The organism is Kitasatospora sp. NPDC059747, assembly GCF_042732955.1.
Lineage (GTDB): Bacteria > Actinomycetota > Actinomycetes > Streptomycetales > Streptomycetaceae > Kitasatospora.
On sequence record NZ_JBHWGV010000050.1, the window covers coordinates 32680 to 57576 of the forward strand.

Annotated in this window: 23 protein-coding genes; 11 read left to right on the top strand and 12 right to left on the bottom strand. The window is 76.1% G+C overall.

Annotated elements, in window-relative coordinates; all coding sequences use genetic code 11:
- Window positions 1–137: 137 nt before the first annotated feature.
- From ACFV4G_RS22210 to ACFV4G_RS22240, 7 genes are all read right to left on the bottom strand, one after another.
- The gene (locus tag ACFV4G_RS22210) at window positions 138–1718 is read right to left on the bottom strand and encodes an MFS transporter (protein WP_380442981.1); all 1581 of its coding nucleotides are present in this window, start codon (window positions 1716–1718) and stop codon (window positions 138–140) included.
- Entirely contained in the window at window positions 1715–2314 is a 600-nt protein-coding gene (locus tag ACFV4G_RS22215) for a TetR/AcrR family transcriptional regulator (protein WP_380442983.1), read from the bottom strand. Before ACFV4G_RS22215 ends, ACFV4G_RS22210 begins: the two co-directional genes overlap by 4 nt.
- 145 nt (window positions 2315–2459) lie before the next feature.
- Window positions 2460–2852, bottom strand: coding sequence for a cell division protein SepF (locus ACFV4G_RS22220; protein ID WP_359961994.1), 393 nt, complete (start codon window positions 2850–2852; stop codon window positions 2460–2462).
- A 271-nt stretch (window positions 2853–3123) separates the two neighbouring features.
- A complete protein-coding gene (locus ACFV4G_RS22225; protein WP_380442985.1) occupies window positions 3124–3639 on the bottom strand; it encodes a DinB family protein in 516 nt (171 codons plus the stop codon).
- A gap of 58 nt (window positions 3640–3697) precedes the next feature.
- On the bottom strand, window positions 3698–4402 hold the full coding sequence (locus tag ACFV4G_RS22230) for a TVP38/TMEM64 family protein (RefSeq protein WP_380442987.1): 705 nt from the start codon (window positions 4400–4402) through the stop codon (window positions 3698–3700).
- A gap of 18 nt (window positions 4403–4420) precedes the next feature.
- Entirely contained in the window at window positions 4421–4972 is a 552-nt protein-coding gene (locus ACFV4G_RS22235) for an RICIN domain-containing protein (protein ID WP_380442989.1), read from the bottom strand.
- Between the two features lie 98 nt (window positions 4973–5070).
- Window positions 5071–6300: an MFS transporter gene (locus ACFV4G_RS22240; RefSeq protein ID WP_380442991.1), complete on the bottom strand. Its 1230-nt coding sequence runs from the start codon at window positions 6298–6300 to the stop codon at window positions 5071–5073.
- Between the two features lie 134 nt (window positions 6301–6434).
- On the opposite strand from ACFV4G_RS22240, the gene ACFV4G_RS22245 reads away from it, so the two are divergent.
- The 6 genes from ACFV4G_RS22245 to ACFV4G_RS22270 all read left to right on the top strand — a co-directional run bounded on the left by ACFV4G_RS22245 (window position 6435) and on the right by ACFV4G_RS22270 (window position 11798).
- Window positions 6435–7667: an ROK family transcriptional regulator gene (locus ACFV4G_RS22245; RefSeq protein ID WP_380442993.1), complete on the top strand. Its 1233-nt coding sequence runs from the start codon at window positions 6435–6437 to the stop codon at window positions 7665–7667.
- 130 nt (window positions 7668–7797) lie between these two features.
- The gene (locus tag ACFV4G_RS22250) at window positions 7798–8214 is read left to right on the top strand and encodes a TOBE domain-containing protein (protein ID WP_329929323.1); all 417 of its coding nucleotides are present in this window, start codon (window positions 7798–7800) and stop codon (window positions 8212–8214) included.
- Between the two features lie 88 nt (window positions 8215–8302).
- A complete protein-coding gene (locus ACFV4G_RS22255; protein ID WP_380442995.1) occupies window positions 8303–8749 on the top strand; it encodes a hypothetical protein in 447 nt (148 codons plus the stop codon).
- On the top strand, window positions 8746–9471 hold the full coding sequence (locus ACFV4G_RS22260) for a glycerophosphodiester phosphodiesterase (RefSeq protein WP_380442997.1): 726 nt from the start codon (window positions 8746–8748) through the stop codon (window positions 9469–9471). The genes ACFV4G_RS22255 and ACFV4G_RS22260 overlap by 4 nt, the downstream gene beginning before the upstream one ends.
- Window positions 9468–10547: a winged helix DNA-binding domain-containing protein gene (locus ACFV4G_RS22265; protein ID WP_380443001.1), complete on the top strand. Its 1080-nt coding sequence runs from the start codon at window positions 9468–9470 to the stop codon at window positions 10545–10547. The genes ACFV4G_RS22260 and ACFV4G_RS22265 overlap by 4 nt, the downstream gene beginning before the upstream one ends.
- A 132-nt stretch (window positions 10548–10679) precedes the next feature.
- Window positions 10680–11798, top strand: coding sequence for an AI-2E family transporter (locus ACFV4G_RS22270; RefSeq protein ID WP_380443003.1), 1119 nt, complete (start codon window positions 10680–10682; stop codon window positions 11796–11798).
- Here the strand turns inward: ACFV4G_RS22270 and ACFV4G_RS22275 are convergent.
- Window positions 11789–12349 carry a hypothetical protein gene (locus tag ACFV4G_RS22275; RefSeq protein ID WP_380443005.1) on the bottom strand — a complete coding sequence of 187 codons (561 nt, stop codon included), beginning with the start codon at window positions 12347–12349 and terminating at the stop codon, window positions 11789–11791. The genes ACFV4G_RS22270 and ACFV4G_RS22275 overlap by 10 nt on opposite strands.
- Before the next feature lie 107 nt (window positions 12350–12456).
- On the opposite strand from ACFV4G_RS22275, the gene ACFV4G_RS22280 reads away from it, so the two are divergent.
- Window positions 12457–13341, top strand: coding sequence for a virginiamycin B lyase (locus ACFV4G_RS22280; RefSeq protein WP_380443007.1), 885 nt, complete (start codon window positions 12457–12459; stop codon window positions 13339–13341).
- A 5-nt stretch (window positions 13342–13346) separates the two neighbouring features.
- The gene (locus tag ACFV4G_RS22285) at window positions 13347–13613 is read left to right on the top strand and encodes a hypothetical protein (protein ID WP_380443009.1); all 267 of its coding nucleotides are present in this window, start codon (window positions 13347–13349) and stop codon (window positions 13611–13613) included.
- A gap of 7 nt (window positions 13614–13620) precedes the next feature.
- Here ACFV4G_RS22285 and ACFV4G_RS22290 read toward each other — a convergent pair whose 3' ends face one another.
- From ACFV4G_RS22290 to ACFV4G_RS22300, 3 genes are read right to left on the bottom strand one after another with little or no spacing between them, the layout of a single operon-like run.
- A complete protein-coding gene (locus tag ACFV4G_RS22290) occupies window positions 13621–14178 on the bottom strand; it encodes a GAF domain-containing protein (RefSeq protein ID WP_380443011.1) in 558 nt (185 codons plus the stop codon).
- Window positions 14162–15016: a S8 family serine peptidase gene (locus ACFV4G_RS22295; RefSeq protein WP_380443013.1), complete on the bottom strand. Its 855-nt coding sequence runs from the start codon at window positions 15014–15016 to the stop codon at window positions 14162–14164. Before ACFV4G_RS22295 ends, ACFV4G_RS22290 begins: the two co-directional genes overlap by 17 nt.
- The gene (locus tag ACFV4G_RS22300) at window positions 15013–18153 is read right to left on the bottom strand and encodes an AAA family ATPase (protein WP_380443015.1); all 3141 of its coding nucleotides are present in this window, start codon (window positions 18151–18153) and stop codon (window positions 15013–15015) included. The genes ACFV4G_RS22295 and ACFV4G_RS22300 overlap by 4 nt, the downstream gene beginning before the upstream one ends.
- 374 nt (window positions 18154–18527) lie before the next feature.
- Between ACFV4G_RS22300 and ACFV4G_RS22305 the strand changes: the two genes are divergently transcribed.
- The 3 genes from ACFV4G_RS22305 to lanKC all read left to right on the top strand — a co-directional run bounded on the left by ACFV4G_RS22305 (window position 18528) and on the right by lanKC (window position 22703).
- Window positions 18528–18803 carry a hypothetical protein gene (locus ACFV4G_RS22305; protein ID WP_380443017.1) on the top strand — a complete coding sequence of 92 codons (276 nt, stop codon included), beginning with the start codon at window positions 18528–18530 and terminating at the stop codon, window positions 18801–18803.
- 106 nt (window positions 18804–18909) lie between these two features.
- Window positions 18910–20172, top strand: a complete 1263-nt coding sequence (locus ACFV4G_RS22310; RefSeq protein WP_380443019.1) for an MFS transporter — start codon at window positions 18910–18912, stop codon at window positions 20170–20172.
- A 23-nt stretch (window positions 20173–20195) separates the two neighbouring features.
- A complete protein-coding gene (gene lanKC / locus ACFV4G_RS22315; protein WP_380443021.1) occupies window positions 20196–22703 on the top strand; it encodes a class III lanthionine synthetase LanKC in 2508 nt (835 codons plus the stop codon).
- A gap of 8 nt (window positions 22704–22711) precedes the next feature.
- On the opposite strand, the gene ACFV4G_RS22320 is transcribed toward lanKC, so the two are convergent.
- Window positions 22712–24550, bottom strand: coding sequence for a BTAD domain-containing putative transcriptional regulator (locus ACFV4G_RS22320; RefSeq protein WP_380443023.1), 1839 nt, complete (start codon window positions 24548–24550; stop codon window positions 22712–22714).
- Between the last annotated feature and the right edge of the window lie 347 nt (window positions 24551–24897).

The window sequence follows — 24897 nt, forward strand, 5'->3', positions numbered from 1 at the left end:
GCCCTGGCATGGTGTCAGCCCCCCAGCCACTCACCCCCCAGCGCGCCCCCCCACGCGGGCGGGCCCCCCCCCCCGCGGGAACAGGGTGCGGGGCCGCCCAACCGCTTAGGAGCAGAACCGTTTCGCTGCAGAACCGTTTAGGCATCCACCTTCTCGGGCGCCGGCCGGACCTCCGTCGGCTCGGCCGCCGGGGCGGAGAGCCCGCGCAGCAGGCGCCAGGCCATCGCGGCGGCGCCGATCAGCAGCACGGCCGAGGCGATGCCCGCGACGTTCATCCCGTGGACGAACGCGTGCTTCGCGCTCGCCAGCAGCGGCTCGCCGAGGGCCTGGGGCAGCCCGTGGGCCGCCTCGACGGCCCCGCCGAGCGACTCGCCGGCCCGGGCGGCGGCGGCCGGGTCCGCGCCCTGCGGCACGGACAGCCCGCTCGCGTAGAGCGAGCCGACCACCGAGCCGACCAGCGCGATGCCGAGCGCGGTGCCCAGCTCGTACGCCGTCTCCGACACGGCGGAGGCGGCCCCGGCCTTGTCGGCCGGCGCGGCGCTCAGCACGAGGTCGGCGCCGAGCGTGTAGACCACCCCTTCGGCCGTCCCGACCAGCAGGAACGAGGCGGCCAGCACCAGGTACGTGGTGTCCTGCTGGAGCCAGCCGAGCACGCCGACGCCGAGGCCCATCGCCAGCAGACAGAACGTCAGCGCGGCCCGGGCGCCGGTGCGCCGGACCAGCCGGGCGGTCAGCAGACCGCCCGCCACCGAGCCGGCGAAGGCCGGCAGTTCGGCGAGGCCCGCCTGCAGCGGCTCGTAGCCGCGGACCAGCTGGAGGTACTGCGAGGTCACGAAGACCACGCCGGACAGGCCGATCAGTGAGATCAGCGAGGCCAGCACGGCGGCGGTGAACCGGCGGTCGCGGAACAGCCGGACGTCCAGCAGCGGGGTGTCCAGCCGGAGCTGGCGGCGGACGAAGACGGTCAGCGCGGCGGCGCCCACGAGGCCGGCGAGCGGCACGTCCCAGCGCGTCACGCCGTTCGCGGCGGCCTCCTTGACCGCGTAGACGACGCCGATCACACCGGCCAGTGACAGCAGGACGCTCAGCACGTCCCAGCGGCCCGGCTTCGGGTCCCTGGACTCGGGCAGCAGCCAGGCGCCGAAGCCCAGCAGCAGGAGCAGCACGGGGATGTTGAGCAGGAACACCGAGCCCCACCAGAAGTGCTCCAGCAGCACGCCGCCGACCACCGGCCCGAGCGCGGCGCCCGCGGCCGCGGCGGCGCCCCAGATGCCGATCGCGGTGGCCCGCTCCCGGTCGTCCGGGAAGAGGCTGCGGATCAGCGAGAGGGTGGACGGCATGATCGTCGCCCCGGCCACGCCGAGCAGGACGCGGGCCAGGATCAGCCAGCCGGGCCCGGGCGCGTACGCGGCGAGCAGCGAGGCGGCGCCGAACGCCGTGGAGCCGACCAGCAGCAGCTTCTTGCGGCCGATCCGGTCGCTCAGCGCGCCCATGCTGACCAGCAGGCCGGCGAGGACGAAGGAGTAGGCGTCGCCGATCCAGAGCAGCTGGGTGCCGCTGGGGCGCAGCGTCTCGCTGATGGAGGGGATGGCGAGGGAGAGGACGGTCGCGTCGACGGCGACCAGGGTGACGGCGAGGACGAGGACGGCGAGGCCGCTCCAGCGGCGGCTCGGGGTCGGGTTCGTCAGGCTCGGAGTGGCCAGGACGGTGCTGCTCATGGTGTATCGGTTTCCGTTGAGCGGGCCGAAGAGGAGGTGGGAGCGGGGGACGAGGGTCGGCGCAGGGCGCCGCCGAGGAAGAGTTCGGTGATCGAGAACGCGGCGTCGCGGGGGGCGAGCCGGCCGTCCTGGATGGCCCAGCCGACGCCGGCGACGAGGTCGAAGAACGCCTCGCTGAGCCAGGCGGCGGACAGCTCGATCCGGAAGACGCCCTGGTGCTGTCCGCGCAGGAACAGCGCGTGCAGCCGTTCGGTCTGGGTCTCCCAGAGCGCGTTGATGTTCTCGTCGTCGTAGAGCTGGTTCTCGCCGGCCAGGAAGGCGCAGAGCATGGCGTCGGGGACGGCGACCTCGACCAGGCGGCGTACCGCGGCCTCGGCGTCGCCCTCCCCGGCGGTGGCGGTGTCCAGCGCGGTGGCGAAGCGCTGCAGGCTGAGCAGGCCGACCTCGCGGATCAGGGCCTCGCGGCCGGGGAACAGCCGGTGCAGCGTGGCGCGGCTGATGCCGGCGGCGCGCGCGATCTCGTCCAGGTGGGCGGTCGGGCGGCGGGAGAGCACGCTGACGGCGGCTTCGAGGACGGTGTCGCGATCGGTGGCCATGCTTCGAGTGTAGCTCAAGTGAGACATGGATGTCTCAAAATAGGATTGGTCGCCTCAGGTGGGGCGTGCGGGACCGGCGGCCGGGCAGCAAAAAACCGGGGACGGCGGTTGCCGTCCCCGGTCCTCGTGCCGCTCCCTCGGGAGCTCAGCTCTGGTTGTAGAACCCGGTGTCGTCGAGCGGGCGGTCGATCACCATGACCTCGACGTCGGCCGGGGTGAGCAGGAAGACCCGGCGGGCGATCCGCTCGATGCCGCCCTGGGTGCCGAAGATCAGCCCGGAGGCGAAGTCGACCATCCGCTTGGCCTCGGCCTCCTCCATCTCGGTGAGGTCCATGACCACCGGAGTGCTGGCCCGGATGTGCTCGCCGACGGTGCGGGCGGCCTCGAATCCGGTCGGCCGCAGTGAGACGATCTTGGCCGGCGACGGCATCGCGGGCACGGTGTCCCGCTCGCTCCACTCGTCGTCGTACACGGCGGCCGGGTAGTGCCCCGAGGGCATCAGCCACCCGTTGTGGTGCTCGTCGCGAAGTGCTCCCATGCCGCGCCTCCCTGCCTCGTCCCGGCCGCGTCCCCCCGGGTGCGCGTGCCCTTTTTGACACGTCATCCACTCGTCGGAACTGTCCGAGTATCGCACTGTTCACCGGTCCCGTGCCCGCTCGCGCCCCCCGTACGAGTCGTGCCGCGCCGGAAACCCGGGCGGACCCGGGCACCAACATCGACGCGGGTGGCTTGCGTACGGTTGCGCGCGTAGACCTTATCGGTCGTGGTCACCGCGTAATTGACCTTCTGTCAACAATGCGGAAACGATTTCACTCCCCGGTCCTGCCGTCCAGCAGCTCGCGCAGAAAATCCGCGTGACCGTTGTGCCGCGCGTACTCCTCGATCATGTGGACGAGGATCCAGCGGAGCGTCACGTCCGCGTCGCGGCGCTGCCGTTTGCCCACCGTGTCGAGCGGGAGGCCGGCGATCGCGCGGCGGGCGGCGTCGACCTCGGCGTGCCAGGTGGCGAAGTCGGCGGCGACGTCCGCGGTGGCGACGTCGTCGAAGTCGCCGTCCTCGTTCTCCGGGGTCCAGTAGTGGCCGGTGCTGACGTCCGCGCCCAGCAGGATGCCCTGGAACCAGTGCTGCTCGACCTCGGCCATGTGCCGCACGAGGCCGAGCAGGGACAGGCCGGACGGCGGGACGGAACGCGTGCGCAGCTGGTCGTCGGTGAGGCCCTCGCACTTGAGGGCGAGCGTGCTGCGGTGGAAGTCCAGCCAGGCCGTCAGCATGGTGGTCTCGTCGGCGGACATGGGCGGGTCGACCCGCGGCGTGAGGTTGGTCATGGCCGCCATGGTGGCGCCGGGCGGGGGTGGATCGCGAGCGAATAAGCGCGTGTCCGGCTCAGGCGGTGGTGGCGGCGGCGCGGCGGCGGGCGACGGCGGCCCGCCAGAGCGAGACCAGGGTCACCAGGCCGAACACCCCGATCACGCCCGCCGACAGCAGGAACGACACCGAGCCGGGCCGGCGCGCGCTGGCCGCGGCCGTCACGTACACCGCGGTGGTCGGCACGACGCCGATGGCGGTGGCCAGGACGTACGGCACGAAGCGCGTGCCGGAGAACGCGGCGCCGTAGTTGCCGGCCTGGAACGGCAGGCCGGGCATCAGGCGCAGCAGCAGGACGCTGCGGAAGCTCTGGTCGGTGAAGCGGCGGTCCAGGGCGGTCAGCATCTTCCCGCGCAGGAAGGGGCGCAGCGCGTCGCGACCGAGGGCCCGGCCGAGGCCGAACGCCGCCGCCGCGCCGAGGGTGGTGCCGAGGACGGCGAGCAGGGTGCCCTGCTGGATGCCGAGCAGCAGCCCGGCGGCGGCGTTGAGGGCCGGGCGGGGCAGGAAGGCGAGCGTGCCGAGGGCGTAGACCGTGACGAAGGCCGGCGCGAGCCAGTACCCGGGCACCCCGGCGGGCAGCCCGCCGCGCAGGAACGCCGTCGGGCTCCACAGCAGCAGCGACCCGGCGGCGGCGCCGAGGATCAGGACGAGCAGCGCGAAGCGCCACCACGGCGAACGCGGTGCGGGCTCGGGCGGTGCGGGGGCTGCGTCTGGTGCGTGCACCGCCCGAGCCTAGCTCTCCTATGCGTAAGGATCCTTTTCGGGGCTGTAGTGCCAGAACTGGTTGTCCCCGGCGTGGAAGTCCCACTGGATGACCGGGGTGCCGTCGGCGATCACGCCGCCGGCGACGTCCAGGCTGAGCCCGCTGTTGGCGTTGACGATGTGGCGGGGGGTGCCGGCGTGGCTGACCGGCGGGTCGCTCCACTGCTGGTTGCTGCCGCCGTTGCAGGTCCACTGGCCGGCCTGGGTGCCCGGGGTGGTGCTGAAGGCGGGGATCTCCAGGCACTTGCCGCTGTGCAGGTTGATCCAGCCGTTGGCGGTCTGGGTCCACTTCTGGTTGTCGCCGCCGGTGCAGGTCCAGATCCGGACCGGGGCGCCGTCGTCGGTGCGCCAGTCGGCGACCTCCAGGCACAGGTCGTTCTGGCCCGCGTACATCCCGGTGCGGATCTCGGCCGGCCCGAAGTCGGTGGCGGTCGTCGCGGTGGCGGCACCGGCGGTCGGTGCGGCCAGCACCGACCCTCCGGTGAGGGCGAGGACGGCGGCGGCCGTCGCGAGTCTCGTGCGATGGGTCATCGGTGCGCTCCCCGTGGTCGACGTTGGAGTGTTCGACCGCGCCCGGCGCGGAAAAGTTGTGCGCCGATCCGGGGGAAGACGCGGGGGTGCCCGTCGGGTCAGAGCGTCGAGAGGTCGTTGCCCGCCGGGGCGCTCACGCCGCTGGACGGGCCGTCGGGTGCGTTCCGTTCGCTGCGGCGCAGTGCCCCGGCGCTCGGTACCAGGGCGAGGGCGAGCGCGGTGACGAGGACGAAGGAGACGGTCAGCGAGGTGGCCTGGGCGAGCCCGCCGACGACGGCCGGGGCGATCAGGCCCGAGGTGTAGGTGACGGTGGCGACGCCCGCGATGGCCTGGCTGGGGTTGGGGCCGCTGCGCCCGGCCGCCGCGAAGGCCAGCGGGACGATGACCGCGATGCCGACGCCGATCAGCGCGAAGCCCGGGATCGCGAGGGCCGGTTCGTCGGCCAGCACGACGAGCACGCCGCCCGCCGTCGCGGTGGCACCGCCGAGGCGGGTCGCCCGGACGGCGCCGAGGCGGCGGATCACCGCGTCCCCGGCCAGCCGGCTGACGGCCATGGTGAGCGCGAACGCGGAGTAGGAGACGGCGGCGACGGTGGCCGAGGCGCCGGTGATGTCGCGCAGGTAGACGCCGCTCCAGTCCATCGAGGCGCCCTCGGCGAACACGGCGCAGAAGCCGACCAGCCCGATCACCAGCGAGCTGCGCGGCGGCAGCGCGAACCGCGGCGGCGCCTCGGCCTCCTCCGGTGCCCGCAGGTCGGGCAGGCCCCGGCAGACGACCTGGGCGAGGGCCAGCAGCACGAGGGCGGTGACGGCCAGCTGGAGGCGCGCGTCGAGGTCGAGGTGGGCGGCGAGGATGCCGAAGCCGGAGGCCAGCAGCCCGCCCGCGCTCCACATCCCGTGCAGGCCGGACATGATCGAGCGGCCGAGGCGCTCCTCGATCTCCACGCCCTGCGCGTTCATCGCGACGTCGGACATGCCCGAGGTCGCGCCGTAGACGAACAGGGCCGCGCACAGGACGGGCAGCGACGGCGCGAGCGCGGGCAGGGCCAGCGCCAGGCACCACAGCGAGATGAGCCCGCGCACCGCGGCGCGCCCGCCGTAGCGGTGGACGAACCGGCTGGCCAGCGGCATCGCGAGGAACGAGCCGACGGCGGGCATCACCAGGGCGAGCCCGAGCTGGCCGGGGGAGAGGTCGAGGCGGTGCTGGATCCACGGGATCCGGCTGACGAAGGTGCCCGTGACGGCGCCGTGCACGGCGAACACCAGGGCGATGCTCGCCCTGGCCCGCCGGGGCGCGGGCAGCGGGTCCAGTGGTGCGGTCGTGGTCATGTGGGGTTCCCTCCCGGTCGCACGCGGCGGATCGGCCGTCCGGCGGCGGGTTGCGGCGGCGGCAGTTTGCTGCGGCGGGCGATAAATTATCAGGAAGGGACCCTGATAGAAACACTCTGGAAGGATGAGCGTCCATGACCACCGTGCGTACGGCCACGCCGAGCACCGCCCGGGCGATCAACGACCGGCTGGCGCTCAACCTGCTGCTCGAACAGGGCCCCCTCACGGCCACCGAGCTGCGGGGCCTCACCGGCCTGTCCCGTCCCACCGTCGCCGACCTGCTGGACCGCCTCCAGCGCACCGGCCTGGTCGCCGTCGTCGGCGAGCGCGGCGAGCAGCGCCGCGGTCCCAACGCCCGGGTCTACGCACTGGTCGCCTCACGGGCCCACCTCGCCGCCTTCGACGTCCGCTCCGGCGGCGTCAGCCTCGTCGTCGCCGACCTGGCCGGGCGCACCCTCGCCTCGGCCGAGGTCCCGGTCGACGGCGGCGGCACCCCCGGCACCGCCGACCGGATCGTCCGGACGCTGCTCGACGTCGCGCACGGGGTCGGGGTCGAACGGCTGCACACCGTCGCCGTCGGCGCGCCCGGCCTGGTCGACCCGGCCACCGGGCGCCTCCAGAGTACCGGGGCGCTACCCGCCTGGCACGGCGAACTCCTCGCCGCCCTGCGCGAGTTGCCCGGCACCGAGGTGATCCTGGAGAACGAGGTCAACCTGGCCGGCCGAGCCGAGTACCGGGTCGGCGCCGCCCGCGACCGGGACACCTTCGTGCTGATGTGGCTCGGCCACAGCGTCGGCGCGGCCGTCGTGCTCGACGGGCGGCTGCGCCGCGGCTTCTCCGGCGGCGCCGGCGAGATCTGCTTCCTGCCCGTCCCCGGGACCGCCGGCCTGCCCAGCGCCGCCAGCTGCGAGGGCGGCTTCCACGGGCTCGTCGGCAGCGCCGCCATCTGCGAGCTCGCCCGCGCCCACGGCCTGCCCGCCGACCCGGCCGGGGACGCGGCCGCCGCCGAGGCCGCCGTCCGCGCGGCGCTCGACGACCTCGGCACCGTTGGCGACCTCGACGCCGTCGACGACCTCGATGCCGTCGACGGGCCGGGCCGGGCGTTCCTGGACGAGCTCGCCGAGCGGATCGCCCTCGGCGCGGCCAGCGTCTGCGTCGTCCTCGACCCCGGCTGCGTCGTCCTCGGCGGCGAGATCGGCCGGGCCGGCGGCCCCGAACTCGCCGCGCGGGTCGAGCGCCGGCTCGCCGCGCTGTCCCCGCTGCGCACCGAGGTGCGGGCCGGCACCGCGGGCGGTGGAGCGGTGCTGGCCGGGGCCGTCCTGACCGCCGGGGACGCGGCCCGGCGGGACCTCTTCGGCGAGCCGTAGCGCCGAGCCGCAGCGTCGAGCCGTGGCGCCGAGGACCTGCGCCGCTTCGCGGGCCGGGGCGCCGGTACGGCAGGATGGCGGCGATGCGCCCCGCGCGCGCCCGTTCCCGAACCACCATCAGGAGTCGCACATGGGCCAGCCCGACCTGCCGGTCAACCCGTACCGCATCGGCGAGGCCGCGTCGCTGCTCGGCGTCAGCGCCGACACCATGCGGCGCTGGGTGGACGCCGGGCGGGTCGCCGCCGAGCGGGACGAGCACGGCCACCGGATCATCCCCGGCGCCGAACTGGCGGCCTTCGCCCGCGAGTTGGCCCGGCCGGAGAACGCCGAGGCGGAGGGCAGGCCGTCCTCCGCGCGCAACCGCTTCCCCGGGATCGTCACCGACGTCGTGCTCGGCGACGTGGCCGCCCAGGTGGAGGTGCAGGCCGGGCCGTTCCGGGTGGTCTCGCTGATCAGCCGGGAGTCGGCGGAGGAGCTGAACCTGGTGCCCGGCGCGCCCGCCACGGCCGTCATCAAGTCGACCAACGTGATGATCGAACGCCGCTGACGCCGCCGACCCGTCCGTCGCACCCAGTCCCAGCCAGCCCCCAGCCATTCGCAGAGCAGCCCGAGCCGAACGAGAGGCCCCGACCGGGATGACCCACCCGCACCTGCCGACCACCCAGAGCGCCGTGCTCGCGATCGAGGCCGTCGCCGGCCGGCACGGCCGCACCGCCCGCGCCCAGCACGACATCGGCCGCGACCGGACCTTCGCCGGACTGGTCGGCGCCGGCGGCCCGGGCGGCGAGCTCGACGCCATTCCGCACGAGGCGCTGCTGGAGTTCGACGGCCGCCCGGCCGTCACCGTCCGCCTCTTCACGCACGACGAGGCGGTCGTGAGCGTCGAGGGCATCGCCTTCGACGTCCAGCGCGACAGCGTCCCGGCGTTCCTGAACTCGGTGTGGGGCGGCCTCGTGCAGGTCAAGGCCCGCACCTTCCCGCCGTCCACCACCATGACCGTCACCGTCCCCGGCGAGCCGACCTACCGCGAGGGCGTCGGCCTGCCGGACCTCACCCCTTGGATCGCTGGGCAGATTCGATGACCGCCGCCCGTACCCCCGCCGACCGTACGCCCGTCCTCGCCGTCGCCCACCGCGGCGACCCGTACCGCTTCCGCGAGAACACCCTCGCCTCCGTCGAGTCCGCGCTCGCCCGCGGCGCCGACGCCGTCGAGGTGGACGTCCAGCTCACCCGGGACAAGGTGCCCGTCCTCCTCCACGACCGCACCCTGGAGCGCCTCTGGGACGACCCCAGGGACATCGGGCGCGTCACCCTCGACCAGCTCGACGAGCTGCGCCGCGGCCCGCTCGCCGTGCCGACCCTCGCCGAGGCGATCAAGGCCGTGGCCGCCGCCCCCGAGGGCCGCCGGCTGCTCGTCGACCTCGACGAGCCCGGGCCGGCCGCCGCCACCTGGTCCGTCGTCACCGGCCTCGGCGCCGAGGAGCTGGTCGCCTTCTGCGGCCCGGCCACCGCGATGCTCGCCGTGCGCGCCGTCGCCCCGGGCGCCGAGATCGCGCTCACCTGGAAGCAGCCCCGGCTGCCCGTCCGCGCCCTGCTCGACGACCTGCGCCCGCGCTACCTCAACCCGCCGTTCGGGCTCGTCACGCCGGAGTTCACCGCCGCCGCGCGGGACGCCGGCCTGGCCGTCTCCACCTGGACCGCCGACCTGCGCCGCACCATGCGCCGGCTGCGCGACACCGGCGTCGACTCCATCACCACCAACCGGATCGACGTGCTGCGCTCGGTCCTGGACGGCCGCCGGTGATCGGTCCGAGGTCCCTCGGCCGCGCGGTGCTGGCCCGCCAGCACCTGCTCGACCGCTCCCGCCCGGAGCCCGCCGCGGTGGTCCGCCACCTCGGCGGCCTCCAGGCCCAGGCCGCGCCGCAGCCGCCCTACCTCGGCCTGCTCTCCCGGATCGACGGCTTCGAGCCCGGGCAGCTCACCACGCTGATCGAGGAGCGCGCCGTCGTCCGGACCGCGCTCCAGCGCGGCACCATCCACCTCGTCACCGCCGAGGACTGCCTGACGCTGCGCCCGCTCCTCCAGCCCGTGCTCGACCAGGCGCTGCGCACCACCTACGGCAAGCGGCTCGCCGGGCTCGACCTCGCCGCGCTGGGCGCCGAGGCCAGGGAGCTGGTCGAGGAGCGGCCCCGCACCTTCCAGGAGCTCGGCGGGCTGCTCGCCGCCACCCGCCCCGACCGCGACCCGGCCGCGCTCGCCCAGGCGGCGCGCTGCCTCCTGCCGCTCGTCCAGGTGCCGCCGCGCGGGATCTGGGGCCGCGGCGGCCCCGCCGCCCACACCACCGCCGAGGCCTGGCTCGGCCGCCCGCTCGACCCCGCACCCTCGCTCGACGACCTCGCTCTGCGCTACCTCGCCGCCTTCGGCCCCGCCACCGCCGCCGACCTGCAGAAGTGGTGCGGCCTCAGCCGGCTCGGGCCGGTGCTCAAGGGGCTCGCCCCGCGGTTGTTCACCGACCGCGACGAGCATGGCCGCGTGCTCTACGACCTCCCGGACGCGCCCCGGCCGGGCCCGGACACCCCGGCGCCCGTCCGGCTCCTCGCGCCCTTCGACAACCTGCTGCTCTCCCACGCCGACCGCACCCGGGTACTGGCCGACGAGCACAAGGGCCGCGTCATGACGCAGAACGGGCTCGTGCACCCCACCCTCCTCGTGGACGGCGTCGTCGCCGGGACGTGGCAGCTGACGGCCGGGCAGGACGTCGTCGTGCGCCCATTCGTGCCGCTGCGGCGTGCCGACCGGCAGGCGGCGGAGGCCGAGGCGCAGCGGGTGGCGGCCTTCGGGGGCGGTGCCGGGTCCGTTCGCTTCGAGGACGCCCAGTAGAGGATGCGCAGTAGAGGACTCGCAGTATGAGGACACCGAGCAGTGAGCTTCAAAAGGGTATAAAACGGGCAATTCGGCTGATCGTCTGATGGGATGGGTCGGTTCGCACTGATGTGACGACCCGGAGGTCCCGTGTCCGTGGAGCCCCCGTCCGGCGGTGCGCCGGACCACCGCAGGCCGTACCTGATGCTGCCGCCCGCGATGCGGCGGGCGGCGGCGTGGTCGGTGGCGGTCATCCTGCTGATCGCGGTCGCCTCGCTGGTGGTCTTCGCGCTGGTCGAGCTGCGGGCGGCGACCGTGCCGTTCGTGCTGGCGCTGCTCGGGGCGTCACTGCTGTATCCGGTGGTGCCGTGGCTGGTCCGGCGGGGCGTGGGGCGCAGCCTGGCGGCCGCCCTGACGTGCGTCGTGCTGGTCGCGGCCGTCGGCGGGGTGATCGCGCTGCTGGTCAACTCGCTGGTGCACAGCGCCCCGCAGATCGCCACCTCGCTCCAGCGTGCCGGACACCGGATCGCGGACTGGCTGGGGCCGTTCGGCGAGAAGATCCAGCACGCGCTCGACAACGCGAAGGGTGAGACGAACTCGCTCGTCTCCACGCTCACCAGCGGCGTGCTCTCCGGGCTCGGGCTGCTCACCCAGCTGCTCACCGGCGGGGTGCTGGCGCTGGCCCTGGTGTTCTTCTTCCTGCGGGACGGCCACCGCACCGGCGACTCGATCCGCTCCTACCTGCCGGGGCGCGGCGGTGACACCGTGGTCGCCTGCGCGGAGCGGGCGTTCGACGCGATGGCGGGGTTCATGCGCGGCACGACGCTGATCGCGCTGATCGACGCGGGCTTCATCACGATCGGCCTGGTGGCCCTGGGGGTGCCGGGCGCGCCGGGGCTGGGCGCGCTCGTGTTCATGGGCGCCTACATCCCGTTCGTCGGGGCGTTCCTGTCCGGGACGGTGGCGGTGCTGGTGGCGCTCGCGGACGGCGGGCTCGGGACGGCGCTGTGGGCGCTCGGGGTGGTGCTGACGGTGCAGATGATCGAGGGCAACATCCTCCAGCCCGTCATCCAGAGCCGGACGGTGGAGCTGCACCCGGCCACCATCATGGTCGCGGTGGTGGCCGGCTCCGGGGTCGCCGGGATCCTCGGGGCGCTGCTCGCGGTGCCGCTGTGTGCGGCGGGTGCGGGCATCGTCTCCGTCCTGCGCGGCGTGCCCGGCCCCCGCGGGGCGCGGCGCGCGGCGGAGGGTGCCGGCGGTCAGGAGTAGGTGACGGGCCGGCCGGTGCGCAGGACGAACTCGGCGGCGCGGAGGTGGACGGTGACGTGGAAGGCGGCGTCGAGGTCCTCCGTCCAGGGCCCCGGGTGGAGCGCGGCGGCGGCCTGCGCCCGGTCGGCGAACCAGCTGTTGAGGAAGAGGTTCTCGGAGGTCGCGGGGATGCCCGGGGGCAGGCCGAGGACCTCGGCCAGGTGCCGGGCGGCGGCCAGGGCCGCGGGGGCGCCGGCCACCCGGGTGGTGTCGGTGTAGGCGGACTCGGCGGGCAGCTCGATCTCCTCGTCGAGGTCGACGGGTATCAGCACCTCCCAGTCCAGCAGTTCGCCGGACACGTCGTGCGCACGGCAGAGGCGTCCGAAGCTGTCCATCGGCACGTTGATCTTCACGTCGAACCGCTCGCCCGTGCCGTCCGCCGGCTCCGGCGGGCACGTGTACGGCGGCAGCCCGAGCTCGGCGAGCTCCTCGGCGAGCTCCTGCGCGATCGGCGCGTAGGCGTCCTCGTCGGCCCAGTCGTCGGCGCCGATGTCGACCAGATAGATCCCCATGCGGCACACCGTAGGGGGTGCCACCGACAATCCGGTTGCCGGGGGCGGGCGGGAGGTGCGAGGATGTTAATGCGACGGAAGTCGCAATAGCGAACGAGGGGGCGTGGATGACGCAGCGCGTGCTGGAACGGTTCGAGGTCGCGGGTCCGGAGGACGGCCCGTACGGCGTCGCGGTGGGGGCGGACGGAGGCGTGTGGTTCACGCTCGTGCACGCGGGGGAGATCGGACGGCTGGCGCCGGACGGCACGGTCACGCGGTACGGGCTCGGGGCGGGCGGATGCGGGCCGGCGGTGATCACCCCGGGGCCGGACGGGGCGCTGTGGTTCACCCGGATGCGTGATCACCGGATCGGGCGGATCGGGGCCGACGGGCGGCAGGCCTCGTACGCCGTGCCGACGGCGGAGGCCGGACCGTATGGGATCGCCGCCGGGCCGGACGGCGCGCTCTGGTTCACCGAGATGAACGCCGACCGGATCGGACGGATCACCGTGGACGGCGACGTGACGGAGTTTCCGCTGCCGCTCGCGGGCGCCTTCCCGTCGATGATCACGGCGGGCCCGGACGGCGCGCTCTGGTGCACGCTCAACCAGGCGGACGCCGTCGCCCGGGTCGGCGTCGACGGCGAGGTCGTCGTGCACCGGCTGCCGGTCGGCACCGCGCCGGTCGGCATCACGGCGGGCTCGGACGGCGCGCTCCGGTACGTCGGCATCGGCGGCGGGCTGGTCGGGCGCGTCACCGTGGACGGCGAGGTCACCGAGCACCCGCTGCCCGACCGGGCGGCCCGGCCGCACGCGATCGCGGCCGACGCCGCCGGCCGGCTCTGGTTCACCGAGTGGGGCGCCGGGCGGATCGGCGTGCTCGACCCGGACGGCCGCTACGACGCGTACCCGCTGCCCGGTCCTTCGCCCGAGCCGCACGGCATCGCGGTCGGGCCGGACGGCGCGGTGCACGCGGCGCTGGAGCGCGGCGAACTCGTCCGGCTGGCGGGCTGATCCGGGTGCCGGGGCAACGGAACCGGCGGCGCAAGCAGGACGAGGAGCTGCGCCGCCAGAGTGAGGCGCGGGCGGCGGTCGAGGCCGCCGCCGGGCCGTGGGAGGTGCTGTTCAGCACCGAGGACCACCAGGAGCTCAAGGCCTTCGTGCAGCGCCTGCACCAGGACGGGCTCCCACCGGACGCCGAGGTCGTCACGGACATGCTGTGCGGGCGGCTCCTCCACCCCACCGTCTACCGGCTGCGCATGCGGCGGCTCGACGTTCAGGGCTGAGGGGCGGTCAGGGCTGACGCCGCAGCAGGTCCTCCAGGTCGGCGAGCAGGCCGAGCGCGACCGTCCGGTCCGGGGCGGGCACCGGCGCCGGGGCGCGTTCGGTCAGGACGCGCAGGGCGGCGGCGGCCTGGCGGGCGAACAGCGCGAGGAGGTCCAGCTCGGGCAGGCTCGCGCGGGCCTGGGGGGCCGGGTCGAGCACCTCCAGGACGCCGAGCACCCGGCTGCCGTGCGTGAGCGGGGCCGCCATCAGCGCGTTCGGCACGTAGGCCGTGGACTCGGCGAAGTCGCGGTCGAAGGTGCGGTTGGCGGCCAGGTCGTCGACCACCATCGGCTCGCCGGAGGCGGCCACCCAGCCCGCGATCCCCGCGCCGGCCGGGAACCGGCGGCCCACCAGGGACTCCTCGCCGCGGCCGGACACGGCCTGGAAGACCAGCTCGCCCGCCGCCTCGTCGAGCAGGCAGACCGAGCCCGCCTCGGCGCCGAAGATCGCGCGGGCCACGTCCACCACGGACTGCAGCAGCTCGCGGGCGAGCGGGTCGACGGCGGGGTCAGTGCTGAGTGTCATCGGGCGCCTCCGGGGTGGGCGTGGACGGGACGGGCCGGACGTTGGCCGCGGTGAGGTAGAGCGCGTTCTTCAGCTGGAAGGTGGTCAGCCGCGGCTGCCGGGACAGCAGCCGGGCGCACAGCCCGGCGACGTACGGGGTGGCGAAGCTGTTGCCGGTGGTGCGGATGCTCGCGCCGCCGAGCCACGGCACCCGGACGTTCTGGCCGGGGGCGAAGAACTCGACCGGCGGCGCCGGGTTGTACAGGTGGCGGGCCGGCTCGTCCTCCTGGTGGCTGCCGACCGAGATGACCGAGGAGAACCGCCAGGGGAAGCTCTCCACCGGGGTGTTGTGGGCGGAGGCGACGATCGCGGTGCGGGCGAAGTAGGCGTCGTCGGCGAGGGCGTGCAGCTCCTCCAGGAAGCGGGTCCGGGTGGTGGACAGGCTGAGGTTGATCACGTCGAAGCCCTGTTCGACGGCCCAGCGCAGACCGGTGAGCAGCATGTCGCCGGTGCCGGTGAAGCGCTCGCCGAGCACCCGGACGCTGTAGAGCCCGCAGTCCGGGGCGGTGCGGCGGATGATGCCGGCGCACGCGGTGCCGTGGCCGCAGGTGTCGCCGGTGCGGTCCGGGCGGATGACGAGCTCGCGGGTCGCCGGGTCCCTGACGACGGCCCAGGCGCCGTCCAGCGGGCCGACCAGCGGGTGGTCGGGCTCGACGCCGGAGTCGACGACGCACACGCGCACGCCCTTGCCCGTCCCCCCGCCGTCGGCCCCGTCCGCCGGGGTGCCCTGGTCGGCGAGGACCGGGAGGTCGGCGGCGCCCCGTCCGCGCAGGCTCCAGGTCAGGCCCGCCGCGCTCACCGCGCGCCGCCGAGGCGCTCGGCCCGCCGGACGCCCGGCTGGTGGCCCTTGGCGGCGTAGTGGTCCCGCGCGGCGGCCGCGGCGACGGCGGCCTCGGCGGGCCGGTCGAGCAGCAGGAGGGCGTGCGCCCGGTCGAGCGCGGTGTCGGCCTGGAGGAGCAGGGAGTCGGTGGCCTCGGCGGCGCGGACGGCGGCCGCGGTCAGGTCGAGCGCCGGGCCGCGCTCGCCGCGGGTGGCGAGGAGCCGGCCGCGCAGCGCGTCCCGCTCGATGGCGAGGACGGGCGGCAGCGGGGCCGGGCCGGCGGTGCCGTCGGGGTCTTCGAGGCCGTCGAGGTGGCGGGCGGCCTGGGCGGGGCGCTCGGTGTCCAGCAGGACGCGGGCGCTGTCGAGGGCCAGGCGCGGCAGCGCGCCGGGCGTGCCGAGCCGGCGGGCGGCCTCGGCGGCGTCGGCGAGCAGGTCGAGGGCCTGGGCCCCCTGGCCGGTCGCCGCGGCGGCGCGGGCCGTCAGGGCGGGCAGCGTGACCGTCGCGTCGGCCAGCGAGAGCTCGCCCGCCAGGCCGTTGGCCTCGGCCAGCAGGAGCTCGGCCTCGCCGGGCCGGTCGCGCATGGCCAGCAGGACGGCGAGCGGCCCGCCGAGGGCGACCCGGACGGTCCGGCGGCCGGTGCCGTGCTCGGACAGCAGGGCGCGCAGCCGGAAGACGGCGTTGGGCACGGGCTCCGGACCCGCCAGCAGGGCCTCGGCCAGGGTGCCGAGGACGGCGGCGCGGTCCAGCTCGGCGCCGGTGCGCGAGACGTGGCCGAGGGCCTCGTCCAGCAGGCGCTCGGCGGCGCCGGCCCGGCCGGCCCGCAGGTGCTCCTCGCCGAGGCGCAGCAGGGCGCGGGCCCGGCCGAGGTCGTCCCCGGCGTCGGTGAAGACGGGCAGGACGGCGCGGGCGGTGGCGGCGGGCTGGTCGGGGCCGGGCGGCAGGCCGCGGGCGGCCAGGACGAGCCGGGCGTGGGCGGCGTCCAGCGGGTCGGCGGCGGAGTCGCGGACCTGGGCGAGGACGGGCAGGGCCTCGTCGGCGCGGCCGGTGGCGAGGCGGGCCTCGCCGAGGCGGCGCAGCACCGGGCCCGCGGTGCGCTCGTTCGGGTAGTGCAGCCGGACGGAGCGCTCCAGCAGGTCGGTGGCGGTGGCGAGGTCGGCCCGGTCGAGGGCGCGGGCGCCCGCGGCGCCGAGCGCGGCGGCGGCCCGGGTGCGCAGGGTGTCGGTGCGGGCGTCGAGCAGGCCGAGTTCGAGCCGGAAGCGGTGGGCGGCCTCCAGGTGGCCGCCGACGGCGGCGTCGCCCGCGGCGCGGACGCCGGGCAGGTCGGCGGCGCGCTCGTGGCGCTCGGCGCGGGCCCGCTTGGACATCGACTGGTAGACGGACTCCTGGACGAGGCCGCTGCCGAAGCGGTAGCCGCCGTCGGCGGGTTCGACCAGGCGGCGCTCGGCGAGCCGGGTGAGCGCGGCGTGCAGGCGGGGCGGGGTGTCCTCGCCGTCGGCGGGCGGGCCCGGCAGGCCGGGCAGGCCGTCGATCGGGCCGGTGAAGACGTCGTCCTCGGGGTCGGCGAAGGCGTCCTGGTCGCTGCCGCCGCGGGCGAGCCGGGCGAGTTCGGCGGCGGTGAACGCGCGGCCGAGGACGGCGGCGAGGTCCAGCGTGGTGCGCTCGTCGCGATCCAGGTCGGCGATCTGGGCGCTGAGCAGCGCCCGTCCGGTGGGCGGGAGTTCGTCGGCGAGGGCGGGTCCTTCGGCCTCGGTGAGGGCGGCCAGCAGCTCCTCCAGGTGCAGCGGGTTGCCCTCGGCGCGTTCCAGCAGGCGGGTGGGGACGGTGTCCTGGTGGGCGGTGAGCTCGGTCAGCTGGGCGGCCAGCACGGCGGATTCGTCCCAGGACAGGCCGCCGACCGCGAGGTCGGGCAACTCGGGCCGGGAGGCCGGGAGTTCGGGGCGGGCCAGGCAGAGCAGCAGGACCGGTGCCGGGCCGAGCGCGGCGACCAGCCGTTCGGCGGCGTCCAGCAGGGCCGGGCCGGCCCACTGGCAGTCGTCCAGGACCAGCACGGCCGGGCGCTCGACGGTGCGCCCGCGCAGGATCGCGGCGAGGCGGGCGCAGGCCTGCTCGGGGCCGAGCCCGGCGGCGGTGGCCTCCTCCAGCCGGGCGAGCGCCTCGGCGGGCGCGCCGGCCCCCGGCTCGTCCAGCAGGGCGCGGAGCGCCTCCGCGAGCGGGGCCAGCGTGCTCCGCTCGCCGTAGCTGCGGCAGCGGCCGGTGCCGCAGCGGGCGGTGCGCCGCCCAGTCCGCTCCAGCCACTCGCGCACCAGGCGGGTCTTGCCGATCCCGGCCTCGCCGTGTACCACCAGCAGCTCGGCGCCCTCGCCGCTGGCCACCCGGGCCAGCGCGGCGTCGAGGCGGGCGAGTTCGCGGGTGCGGCCGACCAGCGGGACGTCGAAGCGGCGCAGCAGCTCCGGGTCGTCCTCGTCCAGGCCGACCAGGCGGTAGGCGGTGACCGGCTCGGCCTTGCCCTTGAGCTGGAGCGGGCCGACCTCGTGCACCTGGGCGGCCGGGCCGGCCGCGCGCAGCGTCTGCGGGCCGATCAGCACCTGGCCGGGGGCGGCCCGGGTCTGCAGGCGGGCGGCGATGTTGACGGTCTCCCCGGAGATCAGCGCCTGGCGCGCGGACGCGTCCGAACCGGCCACCACCTGGCCGGTGTTGACGCCGATCCGGACGTCCAGGCGCACGCCCAGGGTGGCGTCCAGCTCGGTGTTGAGGTCCGCGAGGTCCTCCAGCATGGCGAGCGCGGCGGCCAGTGCCCGGTGGGCGTCGTCCTCGCGGATCACCGGGACGCCGAAGACGGCCATCACCGCGTCGCCGATGAACTTCTCCACCGTGCCGCCGTGCGCCTCGATCTGACGGTGCATCTGGTCGAAGTAGCGCAGGATCACCTCGCGGAGCGTCTCGGGGTCGAGCGCGCCGGAGAGGGCGGTGGAGTCGACCAGGTCGCAGAAGACCACCGTGACCAGCTTGCGCTCCTCGCCGGCCAGGTCGAGGGCGGCGGCCCGGGGGGTGCCGCAGGAGGGGCAGAACTGGTCGTTGGTGGTGGCGAGTTGGGCGCAGAGTGGGCAGGGCATGGTGGCAGTCCTTCGCTGGTCCTTCGCGACTGGGTGCGGGAGCGGGGCGCGGGAGCGGGGTGCGGGGGCGGGGTACGAGAGGGGTGCGGGAGCGGGGTGCGGAAAGGCGGGTGCACGCCCAGGTTTTCGGGCGGGGCTTAGAGCCCGGTTCGCAGGCGCCTCGCGGGTGGTATGGCCGCAGGTGGGGAGGGGTTCGGGCGGCGCGACGGCCGTGGGCGGGGCGGCGCGGGAGTCCTCGGCGGGGCGCCGAGCTGCGGCCATACCGCCCGTATGCCGATTCCGAAGCCGGCCCGAGGTGCGGGTGCCTACCGTCGGTGCCGCGGCGGCGATCCGGCCGTCGGACAAGGTACTCGTTCCGAGAGAGGGGATCGGCCATGGCCGAGAACATCGAGCCGGTTGTCGGCGAGGACGGCTGGGACGGCTGGGAGGGCACCGAGGGCGCCGGCTGGGCCGAGGGCTCCGAGGTCGAGGCGCACGGCGAGGACGGCTGGGACGGCGCCGAGGGCGTCGACGGGAGCGAGGAGGCCGAGGTCGAGGCGCACGCCGCCAACGTCCTCGACCTCCAGGCGATGAAGATGCTGCACGAGGCCTCCGACGGCGCCTGCTTCAGCCTGATCAGCTACGTGCACGGCGCCGAGACCTCCGCCTGACCGCGCGGAACCCGGCGACGCCCGCGGCGGGGGCGGGCGCACCACCGCCCCCGGCCGGGCCAGTGCCGTGGCCCGAGGAACCCCGTCCCTGCTGCGAAGGGTGGCCATGGAAGCCACGTCACCGGAGCCCACGTTGCCGGAGCCCACGTCACCGGAGCCCACGTCGCTGGCCGGCAACCGCGACTTCCGGCTGCTCTGGATCGGCGGCCTGCTCGCCTCGCTCGGCGCCCAACTCGCCTCGATCGCGCTGCCGTTGCTCGTGCTGCGGGAGACCGGATCGGCCGCGCGGGCGGGGGCGATCGGCACCGTGTCCATCGGCGCGTTGCTGCTGAGCATGCTGCCCGGCGGCGTGCTCGCCGACCGGATCGAGCGGCGCCGGCTGATGCGGCTGTGCGACGTCGGCAGCCTGCTCGCCGTCACCGCCCTGGTGCTCGCCGTCCTGCGCGGGCACGCGCCGCTGCCGCTGGTGCTGCTCGTCGCCGCCGCCGGGGCACTCATCGCCAGTACGTACGGTCCCGCCGCCGGCGGCCTGTTGCGCGCGGTCGTGCCGCCCGAGCAGGCCCGCGCCGCGTCCGCCCGGATGCAGGCGCGGGGGGCCGCCGCCCGGCTGGTCGGGCCGCTCGGGGGCGGCGCCCTGTTCGCCTGGCACCCGGTGCTGCCCTTCGTCGCGGAGGGCGTCGGACTGCTGCTGTCGACCGTCTGCGTGGCGCTGATGCGGACCCGGTCCCACCCCGAGAAAAAGGCCGGATCGGTCTTCGACCGGGGCGAGTTGACCGCCGGGATCGCTTTCATCTGGCGGCAGCCGTACTTGCGCACGCTGCTGCTGATCTTCGGGCTCGGGATGAACTTCGCGTTCAGCGCGCTGATGTTCACCACGCTCGCCGTCGCCTCCGACGGCGGACGGTCCGGCCTCGGCGGCGGCACCGTGGTGTCGTTCACCGCGGCCGGGGCCTTCGCCGGGGCGCTGCTCGCGCCGCGGCTGGACGGGCGGGCGCGCGACGGCGGCCTGGTCGCGGTCAGTTGCTGGGCCGCCGCGCTGACCGCCGGGGTGCTGGTCGTCACGCGGGCACCGGCGCTGATCGGCCTGCTCTGCGCGGCCTGCATGTGCCTGTCGACGATCGCCAGCATCGGGTTCGTCTCCGGCATGCTGCTCGCCGCGCCGAAGGACCGGATCGGCCGGGTGCAGAGCGCGGCCGGCTTCCTGTCCACACTCGTCCAGCCCTTCGGTCCGCTGGCCGGCGGAGCCCTGCTGGGCGCGCTGGGCGGCACCCGGACCTTCGCCGTGCTGGCACTCGCCATCGCGCTGTGCGCGGCCGTGGTCACCTGGGCGCCACCCGTCCGGCGCGGGCCGCAACTCCAGACCGCCTGACGGATCCGACGAAGGAGCTGCCCGTGGCCGGCGTCCAGGAGACCCAGCTGTACTGCCTCGCCGACCGGACGTACTACGACACCCCCGGCCGCCTGCGCGACCGCGCCACCCGCTACCCGCTCGCGCTCGGCGCGCCGCCCGCCGGGTGGCGCCGCGAGGAGCGCGGGCTCTGGACGGCGTTGCGGCCCGAGGGCGGGCGGCTGCCGGAGCAGGGCTGGAAGATCCACGTGTCGGCGGTGCCGGAGGAGGCGGAGGCGACGCTGGCCGACGTCGCGCGGGTGTGCCTGGAGCGCCGGGTGGCGTTCAAGTTCCTGCGCAGCGCGGACGCGCTCCTGGTCGTCTCCGGGAAGTACATGGGGCGGGGGAGCAGCGGCAAGTTCGTCACGGTGTACCCGCGTGACGAGGACGAGTTCCTGCTCCTCGCACGGGAGTTGAGCGCGCTACTGGACGGGCGGCGCGGCCCGTACGTGCTCACCGACCTGCGGATCGGCACGGCGCCCGTGTACGCGCGCTACGGCGCGTTCGTCGAGCTGTGGTGCCGGGACGGGAACGGGCGGGCCGTCCCCGCGCTGCGCGACCCGTCCGGCGAGCTGGTGCCGGACCGGCGCGACCCGGTGTTCCGGGTGCCGTCGTGGGTCACGCTGCCCGCGGAGCTGCGGCCGCACCTGGCGGCGCGGGAGGCGGCGGTCGGCGCGTTCCCGTACACCGTCCGGGAGGTGCTCCAGTTCTCCAGCGCGGGCGGGATCTACCTGGCCGAGCACCGGGAGAGCGGTGAGCGCGTGGTGCTGCGCGAGGCGCGCCCGCACGCCGGGCTGGACGCGGCCGGGGACGATGCCGTCACCCGGCTGCGCCGCGAGCGGTGGGCGCTGGAGCGGCTGGCGGGGCTGGACTGCGTGCCCCGGCTGCACGGGGTGCGGGAGGTGTGGGAGCACACCTTCCTGGTGCAGGAGCACGTCGAGGGCGTCCAGCTGTTCGGCGAGGTGATCCGGCGGTACCCGCTGGTGCACCAGGACTGCGGCCCGTCGGAGCTGGCGGCGTACGCGGCGTGGGTGGACGGTGTGGTGGCCGGGCTGGCGGCGGCGCTCGACGCGGTGCACGGGCGCGGCGTCCGGTACGGGGACCTGCATCCGGCCAACGTCGTGCTGCGGCCGGACGGTTCGGTGGTGCTCGTCGACTTCGAGTACGCGGACGAGCTGGGGAGTTCGCGCGTGCCGCGGGCGGGCGCGGGCGGGCTGCACGCGCCCGCCGGGCTGGGCGGTGCCGATGCGGACCGCTACATGCTGTGGGCCACTTGGCTGTTCATGCTGATGCCGCTGACGGAGCTGGCCGACCTGGACCCGGGCAAGCTGGCCGGGTTGGAGCGGCGGGCCCGGGAGTGGTTCGGACTCGGGGCGGAGGCGGGGCCGGCCCGGCCGGGTGCGGCCACGACTCGGGTGGTCGACCGGTCGCCGCTCGAAGGCCCGGAATTCGACGGTGTCGCCCGGGAGTTGATCGCAGGGATCCATGCCGGCGCGACACCGGACCGCCCGGACCGGCTCTTCCCCGGCGACCCGGCCGGCTTCGCGGACGGCGGGACGGGCTTCGCGCACGGCGCCGCCGGCGTCCTCCACGCGCTGCACCGCGTCGGCGCCCCGCACCTCGACGACTACACGGACTGGCTGGTCGCGGCCCTGCGCCGGGTCGGACGGCCTTGTGGCGGCGGGCTCTTCGACGGGCCGCTCGGTGCGGCGGCGGTGCTCGCACGGGTCGGGCGGGCGGCGGAGGCCGCCGAGGCCGTGGAGCGGGTGCGCGGGGAGGCGCCGGCGCCGACCGCCGCGCTGTTCGGGGGCCGGGCCGGGGCGGCGCTCGCCCGGCTGCGGCTCGCCGACGCGCTGGGCAGCGCACGGGAGTTGGCGGACGCCGTCGAGGACGGGCGGGCGCTGGCGGCGGTCGTCCGGGGAGAGTACGTGCCCGGGCTGGCCGCGCCGGCCGGGGCCGGGCTGCTGTACGGCTGGGCCGGGATCGCCTTCGTCCAACTACGGCTCTACCAACGGACCGGCGAGAACTGGCTGTTGGCGTCCGGGCGGGTGGCGCTCGCGCGGGCCCGGGCGCAATGCGTGACCGCACCGGACGGGTCGGTGCAGGTGCTCGACGGCGGGCGGCACCTGGCGTACCTCGACCGCGGGAGCAGCGGGATCGCCCTCGTCGCGCAGGAGTACGCGGCGCTCGGGGACGAGGGCTGGGACGGGTTCCTGGCGGGCGTCCGGCGGGTGTGCGCGCCCGGGTTCGTCCGGGAGCCGGGGCTGTTCCGCGGGCGTGCGGGCCTGCTGCTGGCGCTGGACGCACTGGGCGGGACGGCCGTGCGGGACGCCGTGCTCGGACAGGTGCGGAACCTGGAGTGGCACCTCGTGGCGCGGCCGGAGGGGCTGCTCGTGCCGGGCATGCGGCTGCGGCGCTTCTCGGCCGACCTCCACACGGGGGCGGCGGGGGTGCTGCTGGCGCTGCACGAGATCGGGGGCAAGGGGCTGCTGGACGCGCTGACGGCGGGGTGATCCGGGGCTCAGGCCAGGTCGCTGGTGCGCTCGCGCGCGTGGAGGTGGGTGAGGCGCGGCAGGCCGTACAGGGCGGCGTGGGCGGCCACCTCGCCGGTCGGGGAGGTCACGGCGCCGGTGTCGGCGAGCGCCTCCAGCGTGCGCAGGGCGACGCGTTCGGGGCGGCCGAGGGCGGTGGCCGCCTCGGGGAGGGTGAAGAGCAGCGACAGCGGGAGCGCGGCGAGCCGGCCGAGGGCGAGGCGGCCCTGGTCGGTGAGGTCGCGCCAGCCGGAGTCCAGGCGCGCGCGGACGGCGACGTCCCCGGCGACGAGCTCGTCGAGGGCGCCGGTCGGGTCGGCCAGGCGGGCCGCGTACTCGGCCAGCGGGAGGTGGCGCAGCACGGCCAGCCGGGTGCCGCCGACCCGGACGGCGAGCGGCAGCAGGCCGCAGGACTCGACGATCCGGGCGGCGGCGGCGCGGTCGGTGCCGATCCGGCCGGGGCCGACGATGCGGCCGAGCAGGTCGAGGGCCTCGGCCGGGGCGAGGAACGGCACGGCGGTGCGGTGCACGGAGCCGAGCCCGGCGAGCTGGCTGCGCGAGGTCACGAGGGCGGCGCTCGGGCCGGAGTCGGGTGCGAGCTCGCGGACGGCGGCCTCGCCGGGGGCGTCGTCGAGGACGAGCAGCATCCGGCGGCCGGCCAGCGAGGCGCGCCACAGGGCGGCGGCCCGGGCGGGGTCGGCGGGCGCGTGGCCGGGGTGGCCGTCGTCGGCGCTGCCGTCGTCGGGGCGGCCGGTGAGGGCGGCGAGCTCGGCGAGGACGTCGGGGAGCGGGCGCGGCGTGCCGTCGGCGGTGCGCAGGCGGACGAGCAGGCGGCCGTCCGGGTAGCGCTCGGCGAGCAGGTGGGCGGCGTGCACGGCGAGCATCGTCTTGCCGACGCCGGCCGGGCCGGAGAGCACCGCGACGCGTCCGCCGTCGCCGCCCAGCGCGTCCAGCAGGCCGTGGAGTTCGTCGGTGCGGCCGGTGAAGTCGGCGGTGTCGGCGGGCAGCAGCGAGGTGCCGGGGCCGGCGGCGGGCCTGGCGCTGGCCGGGCGGGCGCGGCCGGTGGTCAGCAGGCGGCGGTAGAGGGTGGTCAGCGCCGGGCTCGGTTCGAGGCCCAACTCCCGTGCGAGGAGCTGGCGGTGGTGGTCGTAGACGGCGAGGGCCTCGGCCTGGCGGCCGGACAGGTGCAGGGCGTTCATCCGGGCGGCCTGGAGCCGCTCGCGCAGCGGGTGCCGCTCGGCGAGGTCGGCCAGGTCCTCGGCCACGGCGGCGGCGTTGCCGAGCTCCAGCTCCGTCTCCGCCCAGTCCTCGTGGACGCCCAGGCAGCGCGCCTCCAGGCGTTCGGCCTCGGCCTCGACGGCAGGGGAGCGGCGCAGGTCGGCGAGCGGCGGGCCCTGCCACAGGTCGAGGGCCTGGCGCAGCAGCCGGGCCGCCGGGGCGAGCGCGCCGCTGTCGGCGGCGGCCCGCCCGGCCCGGGCGAGGGCGCGGAAGCGCAGCACGTCGAGCTCGGGTTCGGCGACGCGCAGCAGGTAGCCGGCGGCCGAGTGGACGAGCCGGTCCGGGCCGTCGCCGCGGCCGAGCAGGGTGCGCAGGGTGCTGATGTAGACCTGGAGGTTCTTGCGGGCGGTGCGCGGCGGCTCGTCGGGCCAGACCGCCTCGGTGAGCACGTCGACCGGGACGGCCGTGTTGGCGCGGCTCAACAGGACGGCCAGCACGAGCCGTTGCTTGGGGGCGCCGAGCGCGAGCGGGCGGCCGGCGGCCTCGGCGGTGAGCGGGCCGAGCACGGAGAAGCGCAGCCGGGCGGGGTCGGCGGACGGGGCCAGGGGCATCGGCGGACCTCCGGGAGGGTGGGGGCGGGGTGCTTCGCAGGGGGACGGTCCGTACGGGCGCAGGCTAGTGGAGGGCCGCCGCTCCCCGGAGGGTCGGTCGTCCCGCACGGGCCGGTTGCCAAGCGCGTGGCGCGGTTCCGGTAAGGCGGGTGGGCGGGCTGTCGGGGCAGGTCAGTCGGCGGGGCGCCGGCGCGAGGGCCGAGCCCGGCGGGGGGTGAGGGCCGGGTGAGGGGCGGCTGTGCTCAGGCGGTTCTTGAGCGGGCGTCGGTGCGGGGGCGAGCGCGTCCCGAGGCCGGGGGGTTCTGCCGGGCGTCCCGGGCAGGCCGTGCGGGAGGTCAAGGGGAGGT